The organism is Agarivorans sp. B2Z047 (genome assembly GCF_023373605.1).
Classification (GTDB): domain Bacteria; phylum Pseudomonadota; class Gammaproteobacteria; order Enterobacterales; family Celerinatantimonadaceae; genus Agarivorans; species Agarivorans albus.
The window spans coordinates 3663054-3680501 of sequence record NZ_CP088080.1 but is presented as its reverse complement, the minus strand read 5'-3'; the positions used below and the strand labels follow the sequence as shown (position 1 = coordinate 3680501).

Annotated in this window: 20 protein-coding genes; 10 read left to right on the top strand and 10 right to left on the bottom strand. The window is 42.0% G+C overall.

The genetic code is table 11. The features are described 5' to 3' along the window. The first annotated feature begins 89 nt into the window (after positions 1-89). The 3 genes from LQZ07_RS16785 to katG all read left to right on the top strand — a co-directional run bounded on the left by LQZ07_RS16785 (position 90) and on the right by katG (position 3877). Positions 90-506, top strand: coding sequence for a CidA/LrgA family protein (locus LQZ07_RS16785; RefSeq protein WP_152781446.1), 417 nt, complete (start codon positions 90-92; stop codon positions 504-506). Then, positions 506-1183, top strand: coding sequence for an LrgB family protein (locus LQZ07_RS16780; RefSeq protein ID WP_152781444.1), 678 nt, complete (start codon positions 506-508; stop codon positions 1181-1183). Before LQZ07_RS16785 ends, LQZ07_RS16780 begins: the two co-directional genes overlap by 1 nt. A gap of 528 nt (positions 1184-1711) precedes the next feature. After that, positions 1712-3877, top strand: a complete 2166-nt coding sequence (gene katG, locus LQZ07_RS16775) for a catalase/peroxidase HPI (protein ID WP_371923297.1) — start codon at positions 1712-1714, stop codon at positions 3875-3877. A 62-nt stretch (positions 3878-3939) separates the two neighbouring features. Here katG and LQZ07_RS16770 read toward each other — a convergent pair whose 3' ends face one another. From LQZ07_RS16770 to rdgC, 8 genes are all read right to left on the bottom strand, one after another. After that, a complete protein-coding gene (locus tag LQZ07_RS16770; protein ID WP_152781440.1) occupies positions 3940-4401 on the bottom strand; it encodes a GNAT family N-acetyltransferase in 462 nt (153 codons plus the stop codon). Between the two features lie 60 nt (positions 4402-4461). Further along, the gene (locus LQZ07_RS16765) at positions 4462-4845 is read right to left on the bottom strand and encodes a hypothetical protein (protein WP_227981232.1); all 384 of its coding nucleotides are present in this window, start codon (positions 4843-4845) and stop codon (positions 4462-4464) included. Positions 4846-4970: 125 nt separating this feature from the next. Next, entirely contained in the window at positions 4971-5249 is a 279-nt protein-coding gene (locus LQZ07_RS16760; RefSeq protein WP_152781438.1) for a hypothetical protein, read from the bottom strand. Positions 5250-5354: 105 nt separating this feature from the next. After that, a complete protein-coding gene (locus LQZ07_RS16755; RefSeq protein ID WP_152781436.1) occupies positions 5355-6776 on the bottom strand; it encodes a hypothetical protein in 1422 nt (473 codons plus the stop codon). A gap of 5 nt (positions 6777-6781) precedes the next feature. Next, positions 6782-7318 carry a hypothetical protein gene (locus LQZ07_RS16750; protein ID WP_152781434.1) on the bottom strand — a complete coding sequence of 179 codons (537 nt, stop codon included), beginning with the start codon at positions 7316-7318 and terminating at the stop codon, positions 6782-6784. Positions 7319-7708: 390 nt separating this feature from the next. Further along, positions 7709-7981 carry a YfhL family 4Fe-4S dicluster ferredoxin gene (locus tag LQZ07_RS16745; protein WP_152781432.1) on the bottom strand — a complete coding sequence of 91 codons (273 nt, stop codon included), beginning with the start codon at positions 7979-7981 and terminating at the stop codon, positions 7709-7711. Positions 7982-7983: 2 nt separating this feature from the next. Further along, entirely contained in the window at positions 7984-9351 is a 1368-nt protein-coding gene (yegQ, locus tag LQZ07_RS16740; RefSeq protein WP_152781422.1) for a tRNA 5-hydroxyuridine modification protein YegQ, read from the bottom strand. Positions 9352-9528: 177 nt separating this feature from the next. Beyond that, on the bottom strand, positions 9529-10437 hold the full coding sequence (gene rdgC, locus LQZ07_RS16735; protein ID WP_152781420.1) for a recombination-associated protein RdgC: 909 nt from the start codon (positions 10435-10437) through the stop codon (positions 9529-9531). Positions 10438-10720: 283 nt separating this feature from the next. Between rdgC and LQZ07_RS16730 the strand changes: the two genes are divergently transcribed. Together LQZ07_RS16730 and LQZ07_RS16725 are read left to right on the top strand one after the other, a co-directional pair. After that, positions 10721-11047 carry a hypothetical protein gene (locus tag LQZ07_RS16730; RefSeq protein ID WP_152781418.1) on the top strand — a complete coding sequence of 109 codons (327 nt, stop codon included), beginning with the start codon at positions 10721-10723 and terminating at the stop codon, positions 11045-11047. Positions 11048-11314: 267 nt separating this feature from the next. Continuing rightward, positions 11315-12295 (top strand): hypothetical protein, encoded by a 981-nt coding sequence (locus LQZ07_RS16725; RefSeq protein ID WP_152781416.1) that lies wholly within the window; start codon positions 11315-11317, stop codon positions 12293-12295. Positions 12296-12374: 79 nt separating this feature from the next. Here the strand turns inward: LQZ07_RS16725 and LQZ07_RS16720 are convergent, their stop codons facing one another. Then, positions 12375-12773 carry a helix-turn-helix domain-containing protein gene (locus LQZ07_RS16720; RefSeq protein ID WP_152781414.1) on the bottom strand — a complete coding sequence of 133 codons (399 nt, stop codon included), beginning with the start codon at positions 12771-12773 and terminating at the stop codon, positions 12375-12377. Positions 12774-12906: 133 nt separating this feature from the next. Here LQZ07_RS16720 and LQZ07_RS16715 point away from each other — a divergent pair, with 133 nt between their 5' ends. From LQZ07_RS16715 to LQZ07_RS16695, 5 genes are all read left to right on the top strand, one after another. Further along, positions 12907-13449, top strand: coding sequence for a nuclear transport factor 2 family protein (locus LQZ07_RS16715; RefSeq protein ID WP_152781412.1), 543 nt, complete (start codon positions 12907-12909; stop codon positions 13447-13449). Between the two features lie 240 nt (positions 13450-13689). Beyond that, positions 13690-14673 (top strand): permease, encoded by a 984-nt coding sequence (locus LQZ07_RS16710; protein ID WP_152781410.1) that lies wholly within the window; start codon positions 13690-13692, stop codon positions 14671-14673. Positions 14674-14692: 19 nt separating this feature from the next. Next, the gene (locus LQZ07_RS16705) at positions 14693-14926 is read left to right on the top strand and encodes a thioredoxin family protein (RefSeq protein WP_152781408.1); all 234 of its coding nucleotides are present in this window, start codon (positions 14693-14695) and stop codon (positions 14924-14926) included. Between the two features lie 62 nt (positions 14927-14988). After that, on the top strand, positions 14989-15507 hold the full coding sequence (locus LQZ07_RS16700; protein WP_227981230.1) for a sigma-70 family RNA polymerase sigma factor: 519 nt from the start codon (positions 14989-14991) through the stop codon (positions 15505-15507). A gap of 346 nt (positions 15508-15853) precedes the next feature. Continuing rightward, positions 15854-16345, top strand: a complete 492-nt coding sequence (locus LQZ07_RS16695; RefSeq protein ID WP_152781406.1) for a GNAT family N-acetyltransferase — start codon at positions 15854-15856, stop codon at positions 16343-16345. A 17-nt stretch (positions 16346-16362) separates the two neighbouring features. Here the strand turns inward: LQZ07_RS16695 and galU are convergent, their stop codons facing one another. Continuing rightward, positions 16363-17187, bottom strand: coding sequence for a UTP--glucose-1-phosphate uridylyltransferase GalU (gene galU / locus LQZ07_RS16690; protein ID WP_040307170.1), 825 nt, complete (start codon positions 17185-17187; stop codon positions 16363-16365). Positions 17188-17448 lie beyond the last annotated feature (261 nt).

Here is a 17448-nt window from a genome sequence, read left to right as displayed (position 1 = left end):
GTCTCCTAAAACAATGTTAGCTAACGATAGCTTGTTTTGTAATTTTATTACATAATAGCGTCATTGAATAACAAAAGTCGACAAGAGTTATGAGAAAGTTTCAGAAATCAGTTGTTCTAGAAATGGCCTCTGGATTAGCGGTGATTTACGCTGCGTTGTGGGCTGGTCGTTGGTTAAGCGAAGTTAGCGGAAACCTTCTCCCTGCAAGCATTGTGGGTATGCTGCTGTTAACTATAGCCTTACAGTTTCGCTGGATTAAACTGGCTTGGGTAGAGCGAACTGCTAATCAATTTGTTCGCTGGATGTCGCTTTTGTTTGTACCTATTAGTATTGGCTTAGTAGAGCATATTGAAACTTTATTACAGGCTTTGCCTGCAATGTTGCTTACTTGTGCTTTGGCGACGCTGATTTTACTGGTAGTTGTTGGCAAAGCTTACCAACACTGGGAGCACAAGCATGAGCTTAAGGCCACCCAGCCACAATCTGTAGACGGGGAGGCAAAATAATGGTGAATTTTCTTTACCTGCCGCTAACCATTGGATTGTTCATTGCTGCAAAACATCTACAACAACGTTTTTCGGTTACCTGGCTTAATCCCGTTCTAATTACCTTGAGCATATTGGTGGTTAGTTTGTTGGCTTTTGACATCTCTTTTGATGATTACAATCAATATAGTGGGTGGCTAAGTAAGCTACTAGAGCCGGCAGTGGTTGCCTTAGGTGTTCCTTTATATAAGCAGTTATACGATATAAAAGCAGAACTACCACGTATTGCTATTACTATTGTTGTTGCGGCAGTTGTGGCTATTGCTACTACAGTTGGCTTAGCGCTGGTGGTTGGGGCATCGCCTGAAATCGCGGCATCTCTCGCGCCCAAATCAGTCACTACACCTATTGCAGTGCTAATTAGTGAACAAGTGGCAGGTGAGCCCGCTTTAACGGCTATTGCAGTGCTAATCACTGGCTTAGTGGGAGCGGTGGTAGGTATTCCGGTACTTAAATTATGTGGTGTGCACTCGAGCAAAGCACAGGGCATTGCCATGGGCACGGCCTGTCACGCTTTGGGGACAGCCCGTATTGCTGAAGAGGGGCATCAGCAAGGTGCTTATGGCGCCTTAGCTTTAGTGCTCAGTGCTACTTTTAGCGCAATGCTTTGTCCACTTATTGTGCCGTTGTTTGCCTGAATTTAATCTTACTCAATCCTTAAAGCTTGATGTATTAGCTTGATGTCTACACTAGCTCAGTGAATATCTTGTTCCCGATTAAGCAACATAGATACGTTGCTTGATTTACTATTAGCTATAAGTTTAAGCCTGATAGCCCTGTTGTTTCAGTCTAACTTCCAGTCACTCACCTAGTTTCTAGCGTTAAGTTACTAGCGTTAAGCTTACCCAGCGTGTTGGCAAGTTTAGGCATATTCTAAACTGCCTCAGTTGCTTAAGTTTTGGTCTAAAGTTGTTGTTTCTGCGCTCTAATTACTCACCACAAAGTAAAGTTTTGTAAAGTTCTTAGTTCTTCGTAATTGTTTTGGGTTAAAACGTCAAATAACCTTATTTTTTCTATGGTTACTGTCGCTTATTGCTGCGATAGTTTATACAAATTGGCTAGCTCAACGATAAGGTTATACGCTTTATCTTGAGTCGAAAATTAGTCTACGGCTTTTGGTAAAGCCGATACAAAAACAATGTAAACGCGATAATTAAGGAATGAATATGAGCAACGATAGTTCTGGTGGAAAGTGCCCAGTAATGCATGGTGGAGCAACTACACCGCAAGCGGCAAATATGAATTGGTGGCCCAAGTCACTGAACCTAGATATTCTTCATCAGCATGATACTAAAACCAACCCTTTTGGTGAGGCGTTTAGTTATCGCGAAGCGCTCAAACCCCTTGATGTAGAAGCCTTAAAAAAAGACTTAAAAGCACTAATGACCGACAGCCAAGACTGGTGGCCAGCAGATTGGGGGCATTATGGTGGCTTGATGATTCGTATGGCTTGGCACTCGGCAGGAACCTATCGTGTTGCAGATGGCCGCGGGGGCGGTGCTAGTGGTAGCCAGCGTTTTGCACCGTTAAATTCTTGGCCAGATAATGCCAATTTAGATAAGGCGCGTCGCCTATTATGGCCAATCAAGAAGAAATACGGCAACAAGCTTAGCTGGGCCGACTTAATGCTGCTAGCTGGTAATATGGCTTATGAATCAATGGGCTTAGAAACCTTTGGTTTTGCTTTTGGACGCGAAGATGTTTGGCACCCGGAAAAAGACATTTATTGGGGTGCTGAAAAAGAATGGCTAGCAGAAAGTGGCGGAGAAGGGTCTCGTTACTCCGGTGAACGCGACTTAGAAAACCCATTGGCTGCAGTAATGATGGGTTTGATCTATGTAAACCCAGAAGGCGTAGATGGTAAGCCAGACCCACTTAAAACTGCTCAAGACATGCGTACTACTTTTGCACGTATGGCGATGAATGACGAAGAAACTGTAGCCTTAACTGCTGGTGGTCATACCGTAGGTAAGTGTCACGGTAACGGCGATGCTTCTTTGTTGGGTGCAGAGCCAGAAGGCGCTGGCATTGAGGAACAAGGCTTAGGCTGGAATAACCATAGCAAGCGTGGCATCGGCAGAGATACCGTTACTAGCGGTATCGAAGGTGCTTGGACTACCCATCCAACCCAATGGGATAACGGCTATTTTGAGTTGCTGTTTGGTTATGAATGGCAGTTATCAAAAAGCCCTGCAGGAGCTGTTCAATGGGAACCTGTAGATATTAAAGAGCAAGACAAACCTACCGATGTTGAAGATCCAAGTGTTCGTTATAACCCAATAATGACCGACGCGGATATGGCGCTTAAAGTAGACCCAGAGTATCGCAAGATTTCTGAGCGCTTTAAGAATGACCCAGAGTACTTCTCTAAAACCTTCGCGCGAGCTTGGTTTAAATTAACCCATCGCGACATGGGGCCTAAGTCTGTTTATGTCGGGCCAGATATTCCAGCCGAAGATCTTATTTGGCAAGATCCTATTCCTGCAGGTTCAACATCTTATGATGTAGATGCAGTAAAACAACGCATTGCTGCTAGCGGCCTAAGCGTAGCTGAATTGGTAGCTACAGCATGGGATAGCGCCCGTACTTATCGTGGCTCTGATAAACGTGGTGGAGCCAATGGGGCGCGGATCCGCCTAGCTCCGCAAAAGGATTGGCAGGCTAACGAGCCAGAAAAACTGGCCAAAGTATTAAGTGTATTGGAAGCAATTGCTGCAGATACTGGTGCAAGCCTTGCCGATGTAATTGTACTTGCTGGTAATGTGGGTGTTGAACAAGCCGTTAAAGCAGCGGGTTTAAACTTGGCTGTACCGTTTACGGCTGGCAGAGGTGACGCAAGCCAAGAGATGACCGATGTAGAGTCTTTTGAAGTATTGGAGCCACAAGCAGACGGTTTTCGTAACTACTTGCCGAAGCACTATGTGGTTACTGCAGAAGAGTTACTGCTCGACCGCGCTCAGTTAATGGGCTTAAGTGCGCCAGAAATGACCGTGCTAATTGGTGGTTTGCGAGTATTAGGCACCAATTATGCGGGTTCTGAAGCGGGAGTGTTTACCGACAAGGTTGGCACACTAAGCAATGATTTCTTCGTAAACCTTACCGATATGGCTAACACCTGGAAGCCAACGGGCAGAAACTCTTACGATATCTGCGAGCGTGTTAGTGGAGTGGTTAAATGGACAGCAACACGGGTTGATTTGGTGTTCGGTTCTAACTCAGTACTGCGTTCTTATGCTGAGTTTTATGCTCAAGACGACAATAAAGAAAGGTTCGCCAAAGACTTTATTGCCGCTTGGACTAAAGTAATGAATGCCGATCGCTTCGATGTATAAGCTCAATCTATAACTAACTAAAGGGCTCCTTGTGGAGCCCTTTTTATTTGATGTGTACCGCCCTAAACAAGTTCATATAAAACATCGGGAACGTTCTCTTCGTTCGCCGAGCCATCACCAAATTCAATCGCTTCAAACCCTTGTTTTTCATAAAATTGTCTCGCTGCTCGATTTTCCTGAAAAGTATATAGTCTGCATGGTCTACCAACTCGAGCTAATGCTTCTCGTAAAAGAGCCGTGCCGATCCCTTTTCTAACCTCAGAAGGCTTGAGGTACAAGTTGTCAATCCAGTCAACTTCCTCCGCTTCTGATAGGGAACACATACCAACTAATTTACCCTCTAATTCAGCCACAAGCACTCCACCACGGGGTATCAACTGTTCCTTAATCCAAGAATGAACTTCTTCGTCAGAGTGGACAACTGGCGCAAAAGCAACCAGTTCTTTTCGAGACTCAAGATAAATAGTAGCCGTATCATTAGCATCGCTTGATTTGGCTGTTCGAACTTCTATTGATTTCGACATGACTTAACCTGGCAGTAACGCCCAGCACACGGGCCGGAGTGCTGTTTGTTATGTGTTTTATTAATTTAGAACTCCGACTACAACTAAGACGAAAGCTAACAGAAAACAACTTACCTGCCCATTGAAACATAGCTGCTCCGTTTTAGATGGAGACCTAGCCATATATTTTTGCTCAGCAGGATTAGCAGCAGAAAGCTTTATATATTTATTGAGATCGTTTATTGGTCGATATACGAGAATAAATTGAAGCCAAACACCGAGCAATATTGAAATTGCATGGGCACAGATTGCGGCCTTGAATAATAAGCTGAATCCATCGTTGTTAAGCGCGGTTGTAAAAGTGATAAAGCCAACGGATAACGATAGCAGTAGCCGAGTGAAATACTCGTATTGCTGGGTATGTTCTTTGAACAGCTCATCGTGAACTTTTTGAAAATTACTCATATCTACTTACACATAACGCCTCGCTAAGAGGCGGAAAATACTTGGCTATAATTAGCCATGAAGGAGCGCAAGCCAAGCGTTTTACGTCCCTGCCACAATTGGCCTTTATATATAACTTACTGAATTTAAAGGCTAAGTGAAAACCACAAGATACAACCAATAGGAATTGCAATAGGCATTATCGCTAGAGCTAAAAAGTCAGATTTTTTACCGTGTTTTTTAGCTTTAAAGCCATCTCGGATTGATAACACAACGATTAAAAGAAACACCAATCCTATGTAGGTGTTTGCATGAGTAAAATCACCGAAGGTTGATAGGACAAAAAGTGGACCAAGAACTGAACCTATCCACGCAAATGCTACGCCTTTTGCTCCAATAAAAGTTTTATACGGATCTCGATTCATAGTCATTTACATATAACGCAGCAATAAGCGGTGAGTAATAGTTTGCTAAAATGTGGAGCGAAGCGGAACCGAGCAAACTGTTACGAATCCGACTTCATTGCCTTGTTAGCGCTTATTTTTCCAAACTTGGTATGTATCCATAATTTCTTTATGGTCTAAAGATCTTTTAGCCAATTGCCAATAAGTATCATCTTCAAGATGAAGTCTATTTTTTTCATAACAGTAATCAAAATAAAAGTCTCCATTACAAAAGTTTGCAGTAATAACCCCTTTTTCTGTTAATTTTATTCTGTTTTTATCCGGCTTTATTATCAACCCATGTTCAATGAGAAGCTTTAATACATCATTAAAATCTGACTGTATTAGTTTAAATGTATGCCCTTTACCTCCAACTAAATACCCTGCATTAACATTCCTTTTCAGCAAGCAATCATTAACACCACCAAAGACTATATCAATTGATGAATGTTGCCTTGTGCATAATAGGATATCTACTGCTATTGGAAAGTTAGATAATTTAAATAAGTTTGCATGAAGATCAATTAACTTTTGTGAAGATGCAAGAGTCTTAACTGCACACTTTGCTAAATAATTTTGTATTATTTTTTCATCGACGGAGTGTGAGAAATCCCCAGGGCCATTCTCTTCTAAAACTGATTTAAGTAAAGATAACCCTTCTCTCATATTTCCTTCACAGATCGACATTATAGTGTTGTCACATAATTCTTTGGAAAATGGTGTTTTACACTTTTTATCAACGCAAGCTTTCTCTATTCGGTACTTAACCACTTTATATAAAGAAATGCTTGGATATTGATAAGGATCAGGAAAAAACTGTTCAATTTTCTTCTTTGTACTTGCAGAGTAATTGTCAAAAGTAGTCTTTCTAATCACAAGCCATTTTTTAACTGAGCCTATTTCTATATTTTTCAAAACTAAATCAACGATAGAGCTAACATGATCTCCCGGTAATAAGTCAACATCATCTACAGCAAACACCATTATTTTATTAAAGTCAGATTTGTGATTTTTGTAATAGTCGCTCAATTTATTAACGAGATCTTTATTTGTTAAATCTTGATTTTTAAACCTTAAGTAGCGATCACTCTGACCACAATTAAAATAAAACTCTTTCCATGCTCTCTTAACATGATAAATAATTTCTTTTTTATAATTTTCTTCTTTGTCTAGATCATCAACTTTATTTATATGTAAAATATAAAAGTAAAATTTGGATAGTATATGTTCAGCTTTAGCGGTTTCACTAAACTTCTTTATTGCATATAAGAATGATGTTTTACCAGCTCCAGGATCTCCTGCTAGCCTTACATTAGCTGAAGAAAAATTTCCTTTTAGAGTTTCACAGATATTAATGTACAAAGTAACAATTTGTTCATCTCGATAATAACTATTGCTGAAATCTTCCATACATGATTTTGTATGACAACTTCCAAAATTTGGTAATTTATTCCAATTTAAGATTGGGTACCAATCTGAGACGGAACGTCCTACTACATCATTAAACATTAAAATTAAATCCCTAAAATAATAAAAATACGATAAATCAGTGGCAAGAAAACTAAAACACTTCCTACCAAAAACAATAAGCTTAAACACCACCTTTGGAATGAATTTAGTTCATTTATTAGATTGAACTTTAAAATTGCAAGTGCCCTTATTGACTGTTTCTTACCAATATCATTTATAGTACTGTCTATATCTTTAAAATCATTCTGCTTATAGAAATAACCATCATAATTATTTTTTAATTTATCTTTATATTCTTCAAGGACTTTAAATTCAGATACAGAATCTAAGTACTCTTCTAAATTTACAAGCTCCTTTGCATAGCAGTGACCATTTTTATGACTTTTAATTAATGTAGGAGTAGAGACCGCAGTCCAAATATAACCAACTAGTACAATAAGAGAGCCAACTAAACTGATAGAAAAAAGGCTTATATCAATATTAGCCTTTGCGAGAAATGACATTGGCGTTGCCAACGCTATTACTAATAAGCATTTCCCTAGTAACCCCTCAAACAAGCCATGTATTACTTTCCAGTTCAAATTTAAACTCCTGAATCCTATATGAGCGCTAACAGTTTATTAATAGGAAAATTTCCTTGTTTAAACACGGAATTTTTCCTCTTATCATACATTTGATAAAACCAAGGTTATCATCTTTCCTATGCTACATCAGCCACCTAGCTCGAAAAGTAACAAAAATGTCAGCATGAAAGTATGCAATCACTTGTAGAAAGTAGGAATCATAGGTTTCTGTATATCATCACAGTATTTTAACCAGATAGAATTAGTACGATTGGTATTAGTTGAGCCTTGCAGCAGATTAAGGGCTGAAGTGTTTACGCGAGCCTATCGTTAGCTTTGCGTAGTTGATAAACAAAAGCCGCAGTTTGTGGCTGCGGCTTGTTAGTTTTAGCATCGAGCTTTAAAGCGCTAAGCGGAGCCTTTGGCAATTAGCATGTCGCCATGCAAGGCAACAAACTTATCGTAAAGTTGCTCTTCGCTTTCTTTATGCGCTGGGTCTACGGCAATGCAGTCAATCGGGCAAACATCAATGCAAGTAGGGCGGTCGTAATGGCCTTTGCATTCGGTGCAGCGCTCTGGATCAATCACTGTGATAATGCCGTCGTAAGAGATAGCCTGGTTGGGGCACTCTGGCTCGCACATATCACAGTTGATGCATTTTTTGCTAATTAGCAAGGCCATGTTTACGCCTTAACTTCTGAAGCTTGATGCGGGTTGCGGGTATCTTGGCCAGTTTGAAGATTGCGCATTATAAGTGCGTGCTCTAAATCTACATTTTCTGGAACCGGTAAAAATACCGTATGGCCGCTGCCTTTAGCATCGTCAATTAGCTCACCTTTTTTGTTCTCTAGGTGCTCTAGTTTGAAGTTAAGGTTACCTTGTGGCGTCATTAGCTCTAGCGTATCACCCAGCACAAATTTGTTTTTAACGGTGATTTCGGCAAGACCTGCTTGGTTGCGACCTGCCACTTCACCCACAAATTGTTGGGTATCGCTTACCGAATAACCATAGTCGTAGTTTTGGTACTCATCATGGGTATGGCGGCGTAAGAAGCCCTCGGTATAACCGCGGTGTGCTAGGTTTTCCAGCGTGCCCATTAGGCTTGGGTCGAAGGGTTTGCCAGCTACAGCATCGTTAATCGCTTGGCGATACACTTGGGCTGTACGCGCACAGTAGTAGAAAGACTTAGTTCGGCCTTCAATCTTAAGTGAGTGCACACCCATTTTAGTTAAGCGCTCTACGTGTTGAATAGCACGTAAGTCTTTTGAGTTCATGATGTAAGTGCCGTGCTCATCTTCAAAGGCTGGCATGTACTCGTTCGGGCGGCCTTGCTCTTGCAATAAGAATACTTGGTCGCTCGGCGCGCCTGCACCCAGGGTAGGTTCAACCACTTGCGGTTGGGCAGCGATAATATCGCCTACTTCGTTTTCCTTGGCTTCGTGTGCGTTGTATTTCCAGCGGCACGAGTTAGTGCAAGTGCCTTGGTTTGGATCGCGCTTATTAATGTAACCCGACAGCAAACAGCGGCCAGAGTAGGCCATGCATAGTGCACCATGTACAAACACTTCAAGTTCCATTTCTGGCACTTGCATACGAATTTCTTCGATTTCGTCTAGCGATAGTTCGCGTGACAAAATCACTCGCTCTACACCTTGTTGCTGCCAAAACTTAACCGTAGCCCAGTTAATAGCGTTGGCTTGAACCGATAAATGAATAGTTTGATCGGGGAAGGCTTCGCGCACCATCATAATCATGCCTGGATCAGACATAATCAAGGCGTCTGGCTTCATGGCAATCACTGGCTCAATATCACGCAGGTAAGTTTTTAACTTAGCGTTATGCGGGGCAATATTGCTTACCACGTAAAGTTTTTTGTCTTGCGCATGCGCTTCGTTAATCGCTAGCGCAAGATTCTCGTGGTTAAACTCGTTATTACGTACACGTAAAGAGTAACGGGGTTGGCCCGCGTATACCGCATCGGCGCCATAGGCAAAGGCATAACGCATGTTTTTTAGGGTGCCAGCAGGTGACAGTAGTTCAGGTGTAAACATCAAAGCTCCGGGTCTTAGTCGAATCATTGAGGAAGGCTGCGAGCAGCACAATAAGGGCGCGCATTTTACGCGTAGCGAGCGGGGCTTGCAATGGTTTTGCTTAAAAAATCACCAACCTTTAGCAAGTATCTGAAACTATGTTAATGGTTGGTGAAATAGGTAAGTAACTGTGAGGACTTAGCTGGTTAATTCGCCGCCTAAGGCTGCGATTAAATCGGGGATCATCTTAGTGAGTTCGCCACTGGCTAGGGCAAAGTCAGCATCAAAGCGTGCTGCTACATCACTTTTATCGATGTCTTCGTTTTGCTCGGTAATGGTGTCGGTGAACTTAACCCCTTTAATGCTCATGTCTTCGCTAATTAAAAAGCGAATTGAGTCAGCCCAGGTAAGCTCTAGCTTGGTCACAAACTTATCGGCATCTAAGTGCACTTTGATTTCGTCACTAAACAGATCTTGTTCTTTACAACGAATAATACCGCCACCTTCTAGGGCACTGCGTAGCTCGGCTTCTTCACCTAACTCAAAGTTGGCTGGAATGGCTTTTTCGTTTAACCAGTCGGTCATGGTTACGTCAGCCTGATTAGCTAATTTAATGGGTGTAACAGGCAGGCTGCCTAAAGATTTACGTAATAAAGAAATCACTTCTTCTGCTTTTTTAGCACTACCGGCATCAACCGCAATTAGGTTGTTGTCTGGGCTTACCCAAGCGTAGGTTAGGCTGGTACGTGAGAATGCGCGAGGTAGAAGGGTCATCACGATTTCTTCTTTAAGAGCGTCTTTCTCGGCTTTTTTAAGCGGGCGTTGTTGTTCTTGTTCAATCAGCTCGATTTTGTCGGCTAAAGTATCGCGAATAACCGATGCAGGTAGCATCTTTTCTTCTTTTTTAGCGCAGACTAGATATTCGTTACCGATAACGTGAGTTAAGCTTTGGCCAAATTTACCCATGGGGGGCACCCAGCCAAATTTGCTTAAGTCTTGGCTTCCGCAAGGGGTAAAGCTTAGCTCGCCTAAAGTAGCGTCTAGCTTCTCTGGCTCGAGCTCTAGCTCTTTGGTAATGCGAAACAACATTAGATTTTTAAACCACATAACGGAATAGCTCTTTAATAAATTTGGGGCGCTATTCTACCAAAACTGCTTATCTTGTCAGTGGGGATTTCGGTTTTTTTTGAGGGCTTTGATGCTAACCACATAGTTAAAGAATGATTGAGTGTGTTTGTGTTGAATGAAGTTCGCGAACAAATTTGTTATTTAATGAGCTTGCTGTGAAGCCTTTAGCAAAATCGCAGTTAATGCTTAGCTTTTCTGGGCTAACGAAGCGTAAACTAAGGTTCAACAAGATTATTCAAGCCCCTTACTGTGAGAGAGTGAAATGATAAAAAAAGTTATGGTGGTTGCCTCACTATTGTGGGCATCGCTAGCGCAGGCTGAGCTGGCTAATTTGCCCTCTCAAATGCGAATAGCCGGTGTAGAAGAAGTAAAGCAAGGTTTGCTGGTTGCGGTATTACCGGCCCCAAGCATTAATAGTTGCCCTGCAAGTCAAGGTGGTCTTTATCTATTGAGTGAACACCCTAAGTATAATGAGTATGCTGCATTGCTAGAACAGTTAGCGGGTAGTGATGATAAGGTGAAAATAAAAGCACAAACTCGCCAATATGAAAGCTTTTGCGATATCACTTCAATAACCGTCTTACCTTAAGTTTTAATCGCAAACTTATTAGCTAGTTTCTTCTTTAAAGAAAGTTTCCGTGTCGATACCTTGTGAATAGGCGAGGTATCGACTGTATCCAATCCATTTGAGGCTTTGGTTCTACACCAACAAACAAGCTGTTACTTTGGATTGTATTAGTTACTTACAGATTAAGTTGTTTCTCTATTCATATTCTACCTTTAGTTTTTATCCCTTTGTGTAGTAATCACTTCGCGGCTAAGCTTATGAACACAATGCACTACCGTGGCAGGAAACATGAACAATAGAGCTCAACGAGATACAAGGTTTTCATCAGCAACACTGCTCATCACACTGCTTTTAATATCATCCTTCGCCATTGCTAAAGACACTAGCAACTACAGAGGCTCGGGTAGCATAACTCAAGGCTTTGCAAAAACCATAGAAGCTAATATTTTTGAGTGCAAAAACGGTCGGAGTCGAGTTGCTGGTATAGGTGAAGTGACTGATTCGACGGGCAAATCTTGGACGGTCCCGGCGAGCAATAACTATGCTACTGCCGCTAAGGCTGTCGACCTTTATGAAGAGTGTGCCAACATTACTCCTAAAAGCATCGCTGAAGTAGATCAAGACTCTATTCCAGTGGTAGTGGTTGATCCCGAAGGAGAAGAAGTAACCGGCTATATTTTTGCTGACAACTACTTTGAACTCTATATTAATGGCACGCTGATCGCCGTTGATACAGTGCCTTTCACACCATTTAACTCCAGTATCGTGAAATTTAAGGTCAGTAAACCCTACACCATTGCCGTTAAAGTGATTGATTGGGAAGAGAACCTAGGGCTAGGCTCCGAGAATAATCGAGGTAAAGCTTTCCACCCTGGCGATGGTGGTTTTATTGCTAGCTTTAGCGACGGAACTGTCACCAATGCAGATTGGCAAGCTCAAACTTATTACACATCGCCAATATATGATCTTAGCTGCTTAAATGAAGTTGCAGGCAAGCGCTTGTCTGATAGTTGCACAACGCAAGGCACTGATGATGGGCAAGATGCTTTTGCCGTGCATTGGGAAACGCCAAGTAACTGGATGGATAAAGAATTTGACGCGAGTGCGTGGCCAAAGGCGAGCTTGTATTCAGAAGATGAAATTGGGGTAAACAACAAAAAAGCGTATATGAACTTTATCGACAAGTTTAGTGGCGCGGGAGCGAGCTTTATTTGGTCAACAAACGTGGTTCTCGATAATCAAGTTTTATTGAGATACCAAGTTAACTAGCCCTTATTCATTAGTAGGGTTTAAACTTGCCAGCGTGCATAGCGCTGGCCGGTTTAGCTGCTAACAGCGGTGTGAATCGCTATCGGTTGTCATCATATTCTTTTCTGGCGCGATTAATTTCTTCTTGATGCTCGTCAGCCCAAGATACCAACTTGTATAAGGGCTTAACCAGATCCTTACCCATTGTTGTCAGCGCATATTCAACTCTTACTGGTACTTCAGGGTATACCGTTCTATTCACGTAACCTTCTCGCTCTAGATCTCGCAGAGTTTGGGTTAACATTCGTTGAGAAATACCTTCTACTCTTGATTTAAGCGCATTGAATCGATCTGCTCCATCGACTAAGGCAAAGAGAATAAGCAGAGACCATTTATCACCGATTTGTGCCACAACATTACGCACCGGGCAGCTCGCATCGTTGTAAAAAATGCGTCTTGTTGATTTTGCTTTTTCTACCACTTTAATCACTCCTTCCATTTACACAACCTAGGTACTGGTTACCAAAAACTGCCTAACTAAGCATTTAGTGCCTTCTTGTTTTGTAGGTTACTAATAATTACCATGGTTATCAATCTATACTTATTTAGCGCAACAACTATTGGAGTCAACCATGTTTAAAGTACTTAGTTCGTTTATTCTTTTGTTCGTGAACACAATGGCACTTGCCCAGTCAAAAGACACTTTGATCATTGATTTACCCTCACTTAAGAAAGCTAGCTGGACAGAACAAGAGCTCGCCAATGCAGAGTTAATAAGCGACTTTGTGCAAAACCTTATGAATAACCATAATTTCGACTACGTTATGCAAAACTACAATGACAGCGCCTACGTGCAGCACAACAGAAACTTACCTGACAAAGTAACCGGTCTGGTTGGTTTCCTTGAAGAGTTTGTCGAAGATTACCCAGACTATGCATACGATGTTAAACATATCTACGTTGATGGTGATTATGTGATTTTTCACTCTCATGCCACCTTAGAGAAGGAAGACAGGGGAAACGACCAAAAAGGGATGAATATCATCGATACTTGGCGTATTGAAGAGGGCCGAATCGTTGAACATTGGGATTCAATTCAAGCTCTAGATTTTTCCATGCGGGTATATTCCCTTATTAGCGGCGGCGATATCGCTAACTCAAATGGTGTTTTTTAATTAGATATTATAGGTAAAGAGAGCTTTATTCTTTGTCGTTAGCGGCCAACTGTGTTTGGCCGCTATATCCCGGTAAACCGATAGATATAATCTAAATAAAAGCCCAGTTGCTTTCCCGTTTGAGATATAAGGTTTCCCACCCTCGGGGCCTTACAGCTCTTTCTTAACAATAATAAGTATCCTTTTGCTGACTCACTCGTGTCGTTAATAGAGGTACATTATTTTTGTTAGGGGAGAGGAATGTTTGAAGTTTTCACACGATTGGCGGATTACTTAGTATTTTCACTTATGAGCTTGGAACCTGACTCTTCGCTAGCTATCGGTCTGCATTTCTTCATTGAAGACACCACAAAAATTTTGAGCCTACTAGTGGTGTTAATTTATTTCATCTCCTTTATCCGCGCAGCACTGAGTACCGAGAAAGTTCGAGATTACCTACAGGGTAAAAATCGGGGAGTTGGTTACGTTCTCGGAGCCATGTTTGGCGCTATTACGCCTTTTTGTTCTTGTAGTTCTATTCCGCTTTTTATGGGATTTGTGTCTGCGCGAATTCCTATTGGCATCACCGTAGCTTTTTTGATCACTTCTCCTTTAATCAATGAGGTTGTAGTCATCATGCTAGGAAGCATTCTTGGGCTCAGATTTACAGTCATGTATGTCGTTATAGGATTAAGTTTGGGTGTTTTGGCTGGCCTATTGTTAGACATATTGAAAGCCCATCGTTGGCTTCAGCCGTTTCTGGCTAAAGCTTATTTACAAGATGAAAGTGGTTGTTCAGCCAATACCCAAAATAGCTATGTTGCATTGAGCTATCAGCAGCGCCATCAATATGCAGTGAATGAAACAAGCACAATTGTAAAACGCATTTGGAAGTGGGTAATTGTAGGTGTGGGCATCGGCGCATTTATTCACGGCTTTGTACCCGCTCAGTGGTTTGAGCAAAACTTGTCCGGTGGGCAGTGGTGGACAGTGCCGTTGGCAACACTCAGTGCAATTCCTATTTATACCAATGCTTCTGGAGTAGTGCCCATCATGGCCTCGTTGATAGACAAAGGCATGCCATTAGGAACGACAATGGCATTTTGCATGGGGGCTGTCGCGGTGAGTTTGCCTGAATACATGATGCTCAAACAAGTGATGCAATACCGCTTATTGGCTTGGATAACCGGTTATTTATTTGTTGCTATCTCAATAGTGGGATGGCTATTCAATGCATATTACTAACAACAAAATGGTGAAATAAATGAAGACAGTTCAAGTGTATGGTTCAGGTTGTAAAAACTGTGTAGTTACTGCGGAACGACTTACTCAAGTCGCTCAAGAGCTTGGATTACGAATAGAGGTTGAGAAAGTGACAAGATTTGAAGATATCATGAAGGCAGGAGTAATGACTACTCCGGCGGTGGCAGTGGATGGTATTATCCAACATGCAGGCTCTGTTCCTACAATTGAGCAGGTTCAGCAGATGCTGGGCTAGTACTCAGTTCCAAAACATCGCTTTAAGCGTCTTGTTGCGTAATTTTCCTCTAAGGTTTGATAATGAAATGCTTAATGAAAGCGTGGCAACAATCTGAATCTCTGCTTTATAACTGGTTGTTAAAGCAGACGCAAAGTCAGCATGAAACAGAAGATATAATGCAAGAGGTTTTTCTTAAAGCAATGCGTAATAGTGAGCGCTTTTGCTCACTAAAAGATGGCAAATCTTGGCTGTTTAAAATGACCAAAAATCAGTTTATCGATCATTGGCGCCGCAAGATTGAAATTGAAGACATTGGTGACTTAGAAACGGTAGATAAGATCTTGCCGATAATGGGACAGCTGCAAAGCTGCTTGCCTCGAGTTTTACCTAAACTCTCCAGCCATCATCGGCATGTTATTGAGTTCTGCGATTTAAATGGCATGACGCAAGCTCAATACTCCAAAGAGAATGGCTTGAGTTTAGCGGCGACCAAAGCGCGCCTCCGGAGAGCACGTGTCGAGCTAAAACAGATCTTAGTGACCGAGTGCCAAGTCTTGCAAAGTGCGACAGGCGTGTGCAGTTTTAAACGAGCGCAATAACTCCGAGTTGCTGATTTTTTGCTCTCATTATTCATCGAAGTCGATACCAGAAATCTCGGTTCTTAAACAGAAACATTTAAGGTTTAATGGTTGGCTTTTTAATAAGTGGTTGATATTTATTGATTATCATCCTAGTTGAACAGATATTCTACGAGTATTGTTTCGCTAGAGTTTTAGTCTGCTGTAATTGTCTTGCTAAGAATTTTTGATTAGTTAATGCGCCATTTTTGTTAGTAGGCTGTGATCTTCATCGTTTTAAAGCGTACAAAATTCGATCTAATTCACACCGAGATCTTTCGTTAGTTACCATACTGTTGGTCTGGATGAACAGTAATGGTTTTACTCATTGAACTCTTTTACTAATGCTGCAGGTTTAACCCTGCGAAAAGCAGAGCAGAACGATTACGAAGATATAGGCGAGATTTGGCTGTCTGCCAGTTTACGTGCCCATGATTTTCTACCTAGTAAGTATTGGTGGGAGCGCCAAGATGCTTTGCAGCGCTTGTATCAATATAAAGCGGAAGTGTGGGTGGCTGAAGTAGAAGGCCAAGTATGTGGATTTTTAGCCTTGGTAGAAAGCAAACTTATTGCTCTGTTTGTTGCGCCGTGCTGGCAGCGCAGGGGAATTGGTTCGCAGTTATTAGAGTTGGCCAAGAGCTTACGTTCACGATTAGAGTTACATTTGTTTGCCGATAATGCCGAAGCCTTTAGCTTTTATTTAAGGCATCGTTTCGAAGTATTGTGGAAGCGGCCAGAGCGTTACACCGGTTACCCCTTAGTACATATGGGTTTTAACCCGCAGCCGATGTTTGTAGAAAATACTGCGCCAGTCGCTTAACTGACGCAGTGAGTCACTTACTTGCCGTATAGGTTCTCGAAGCAGTAGTTGGTAGCTTCAACAAAACCTTCAACACTACCGCAGTCAAATCGTTTACCTTTAAATTTGTAGGCCATTACGCAGCCGTTTTGGGCCTGGGTAAGGAGTGCGTCGGTAAGTTGAATTTCGCCATTTTTACCCGGCTTGGTATCGCGAATAAGGCTGAAAATATCTGGCGTTAAGATGTAACGGCCAATTACAGCAAGGTTTGATGGTTCTTCACCTTTGGCTGGCTTTTCTACCATTGAGGTTACGCGGAATAAGTCATCACGCAGCGCTTCGCCTTCAATAACCCCGTATTTGTGCGCTTCTTCTCGCGGTACTTCCATCACTGCAATAATCGAGCAGCGGAATTGCTCGTAAAGCTTGGTCATTTGCGCCAGTACGCCGCCATCATCACCAAAACACAAGTCATCGGCTAGCACAACGCCGAAGGGTTCTTGGCCAATTAAGGTTTCACCACACAATACTGCGTGGCCAAGGCCCATCATTTTCTTCTGGCGAGTAAAGGTACAGTCTACGTGGTCGACCAAGTGACGAATTTCTTTTAAGTATTCTTCTTTGCTGGTGCCAGCAATTTCGTTTTCCAGTTCATAACTAATATCAAAGTGGTCGGCAATTGCGCGCTTACCCCGGCCAGTAATAAAGGCCATGTCGCTCATGTCTGCAGCTACTGCTTCTTCTACACCGTATTGAACCAAAGGCTTGTTTACTATGGGCAACATTTCTTTAGGCATAGACTTGGTAGCGGGTAAAAAGCGGGTGCCATAGCCTGCAACGGGAAATAAACATTTCTTAATCATGGTCATTGGAACTCCTTGTAACCGTACAATCTTGTTGAATGTTGGTTGGTTAGTATCTGTAATTACTAGAGCAAGAGCGATGCCGTGAATAGATACAAAGTAGCTAAATTATTGTTTTGTTTATAAATAATCGGTTTATTTTTGATTTAACTGAGTTTGAGCATGATTGGCTATGCACCTTGGTGGTGCAAATCAAGAGGGCCAAGCTAAATGCTGCGTTAAAATGGCACATTGCTATTGCGCTATTTGGGTTGTCTATTC

What these genes read in the sequence shown, in the direction of transcription:
- LQZ07_RS16770 (WP_152781440.1), bottom strand. Translation starts at nt 4,401, where the DNA reads ATGTCGAAATCAATAGAAGTTCGAACAGCCAAATCAAGCGATGCTAAT.
- LQZ07_RS16715 (WP_152781412.1), top strand. Translation starts at nt 12,907, where the DNA reads ATGTTTAAAGTACTTAGTTCGTTTATTCTTTTGTTCGTGAACACAATG.
- LQZ07_RS16785 (WP_152781446.1), top strand. Translation starts at nt 90, where the DNA reads ATGAGAAAGTTTCAGAAATCAGTTGTTCTAGAAATGGCCTCTGGATTA.
- LQZ07_RS16755 (WP_152781436.1), bottom strand. Translation starts at nt 6,776, where the DNA reads ATGTTTAATGATGTAGTAGGACGTTCCGTCTCAGATTGGTACCCAATC.
- LQZ07_RS16730 (WP_152781418.1), top strand. Translation starts at nt 10,721, where the DNA reads ATGATAAAAAAAGTTATGGTGGTTGCCTCACTATTGTGGGCATCGCTA.
- yegQ (WP_152781422.1), bottom strand. Translation starts at nt 9,351, where the DNA reads ATGTTTACACCTGAACTACTGTCACCTGCTGGCACCCTAAAAAACATG.
- LQZ07_RS16745 (WP_152781432.1), bottom strand. Translation starts at nt 7,981, where the DNA reads ATGGCCTTGCTAATTAGCAAAAAATGCATCAACTGTGATATGTGCGAG.
- LQZ07_RS16760 (WP_152781438.1), bottom strand. Translation starts at nt 5,249, where the DNA reads ATGAATCGAGATCCGTATAAAACTTTTATTGGAGCAAAAGGCGTAGCA.
- katG (WP_371923297.1), top strand. Translation starts at nt 1,712, where the DNA reads ATGAGCAACGATAGTTCTGGTGGAAAGTGCCCAGTAATGCATGGTGGA.
- LQZ07_RS16720 (WP_152781414.1), bottom strand. Translation starts at nt 12,773, where the DNA reads ATGGAAGGAGTGATTAAAGTGGTAGAAAAAGCAAAATCAACAAGACGC.
- galU (WP_040307170.1), bottom strand. Translation starts at nt 17,187, where the DNA reads ATGATTAAGAAATGTTTATTTCCCGTTGCAGGCTATGGCACCCGCTTT.
- LQZ07_RS16700 (WP_227981230.1), top strand. Translation starts at nt 14,989, where the DNA reads ATGAAATGCTTAATGAAAGCGTGGCAACAATCTGAATCTCTGCTTTAT.
- LQZ07_RS16765 (WP_227981232.1), bottom strand. Translation starts at nt 4,845, where the DNA reads ATGAGTAATTTTCAAAAAGTTCACGATGAGCTGTTCAAAGAACATACC.
- LQZ07_RS16705 (WP_152781408.1), top strand. Translation starts at nt 14,693, where the DNA reads ATGAAGACAGTTCAAGTGTATGGTTCAGGTTGTAAAAACTGTGTAGTT.
- LQZ07_RS16725 (WP_152781416.1), top strand. Translation starts at nt 11,315, where the DNA reads ATGAACAATAGAGCTCAACGAGATACAAGGTTTTCATCAGCAACACTG.
- LQZ07_RS16780 (WP_152781444.1), top strand. Translation starts at nt 506, where the DNA reads ATGGTGAATTTTCTTTACCTGCCGCTAACCATTGGATTGTTCATTGCT.
- LQZ07_RS16710 (WP_152781410.1), top strand. Translation starts at nt 13,690, where the DNA reads ATGTTTGAAGTTTTCACACGATTGGCGGATTACTTAGTATTTTCACTT.
- rdgC (WP_152781420.1), bottom strand. Translation starts at nt 10,437, where the DNA reads ATGTGGTTTAAAAATCTAATGTTGTTTCGCATTACCAAAGAGCTAGAG.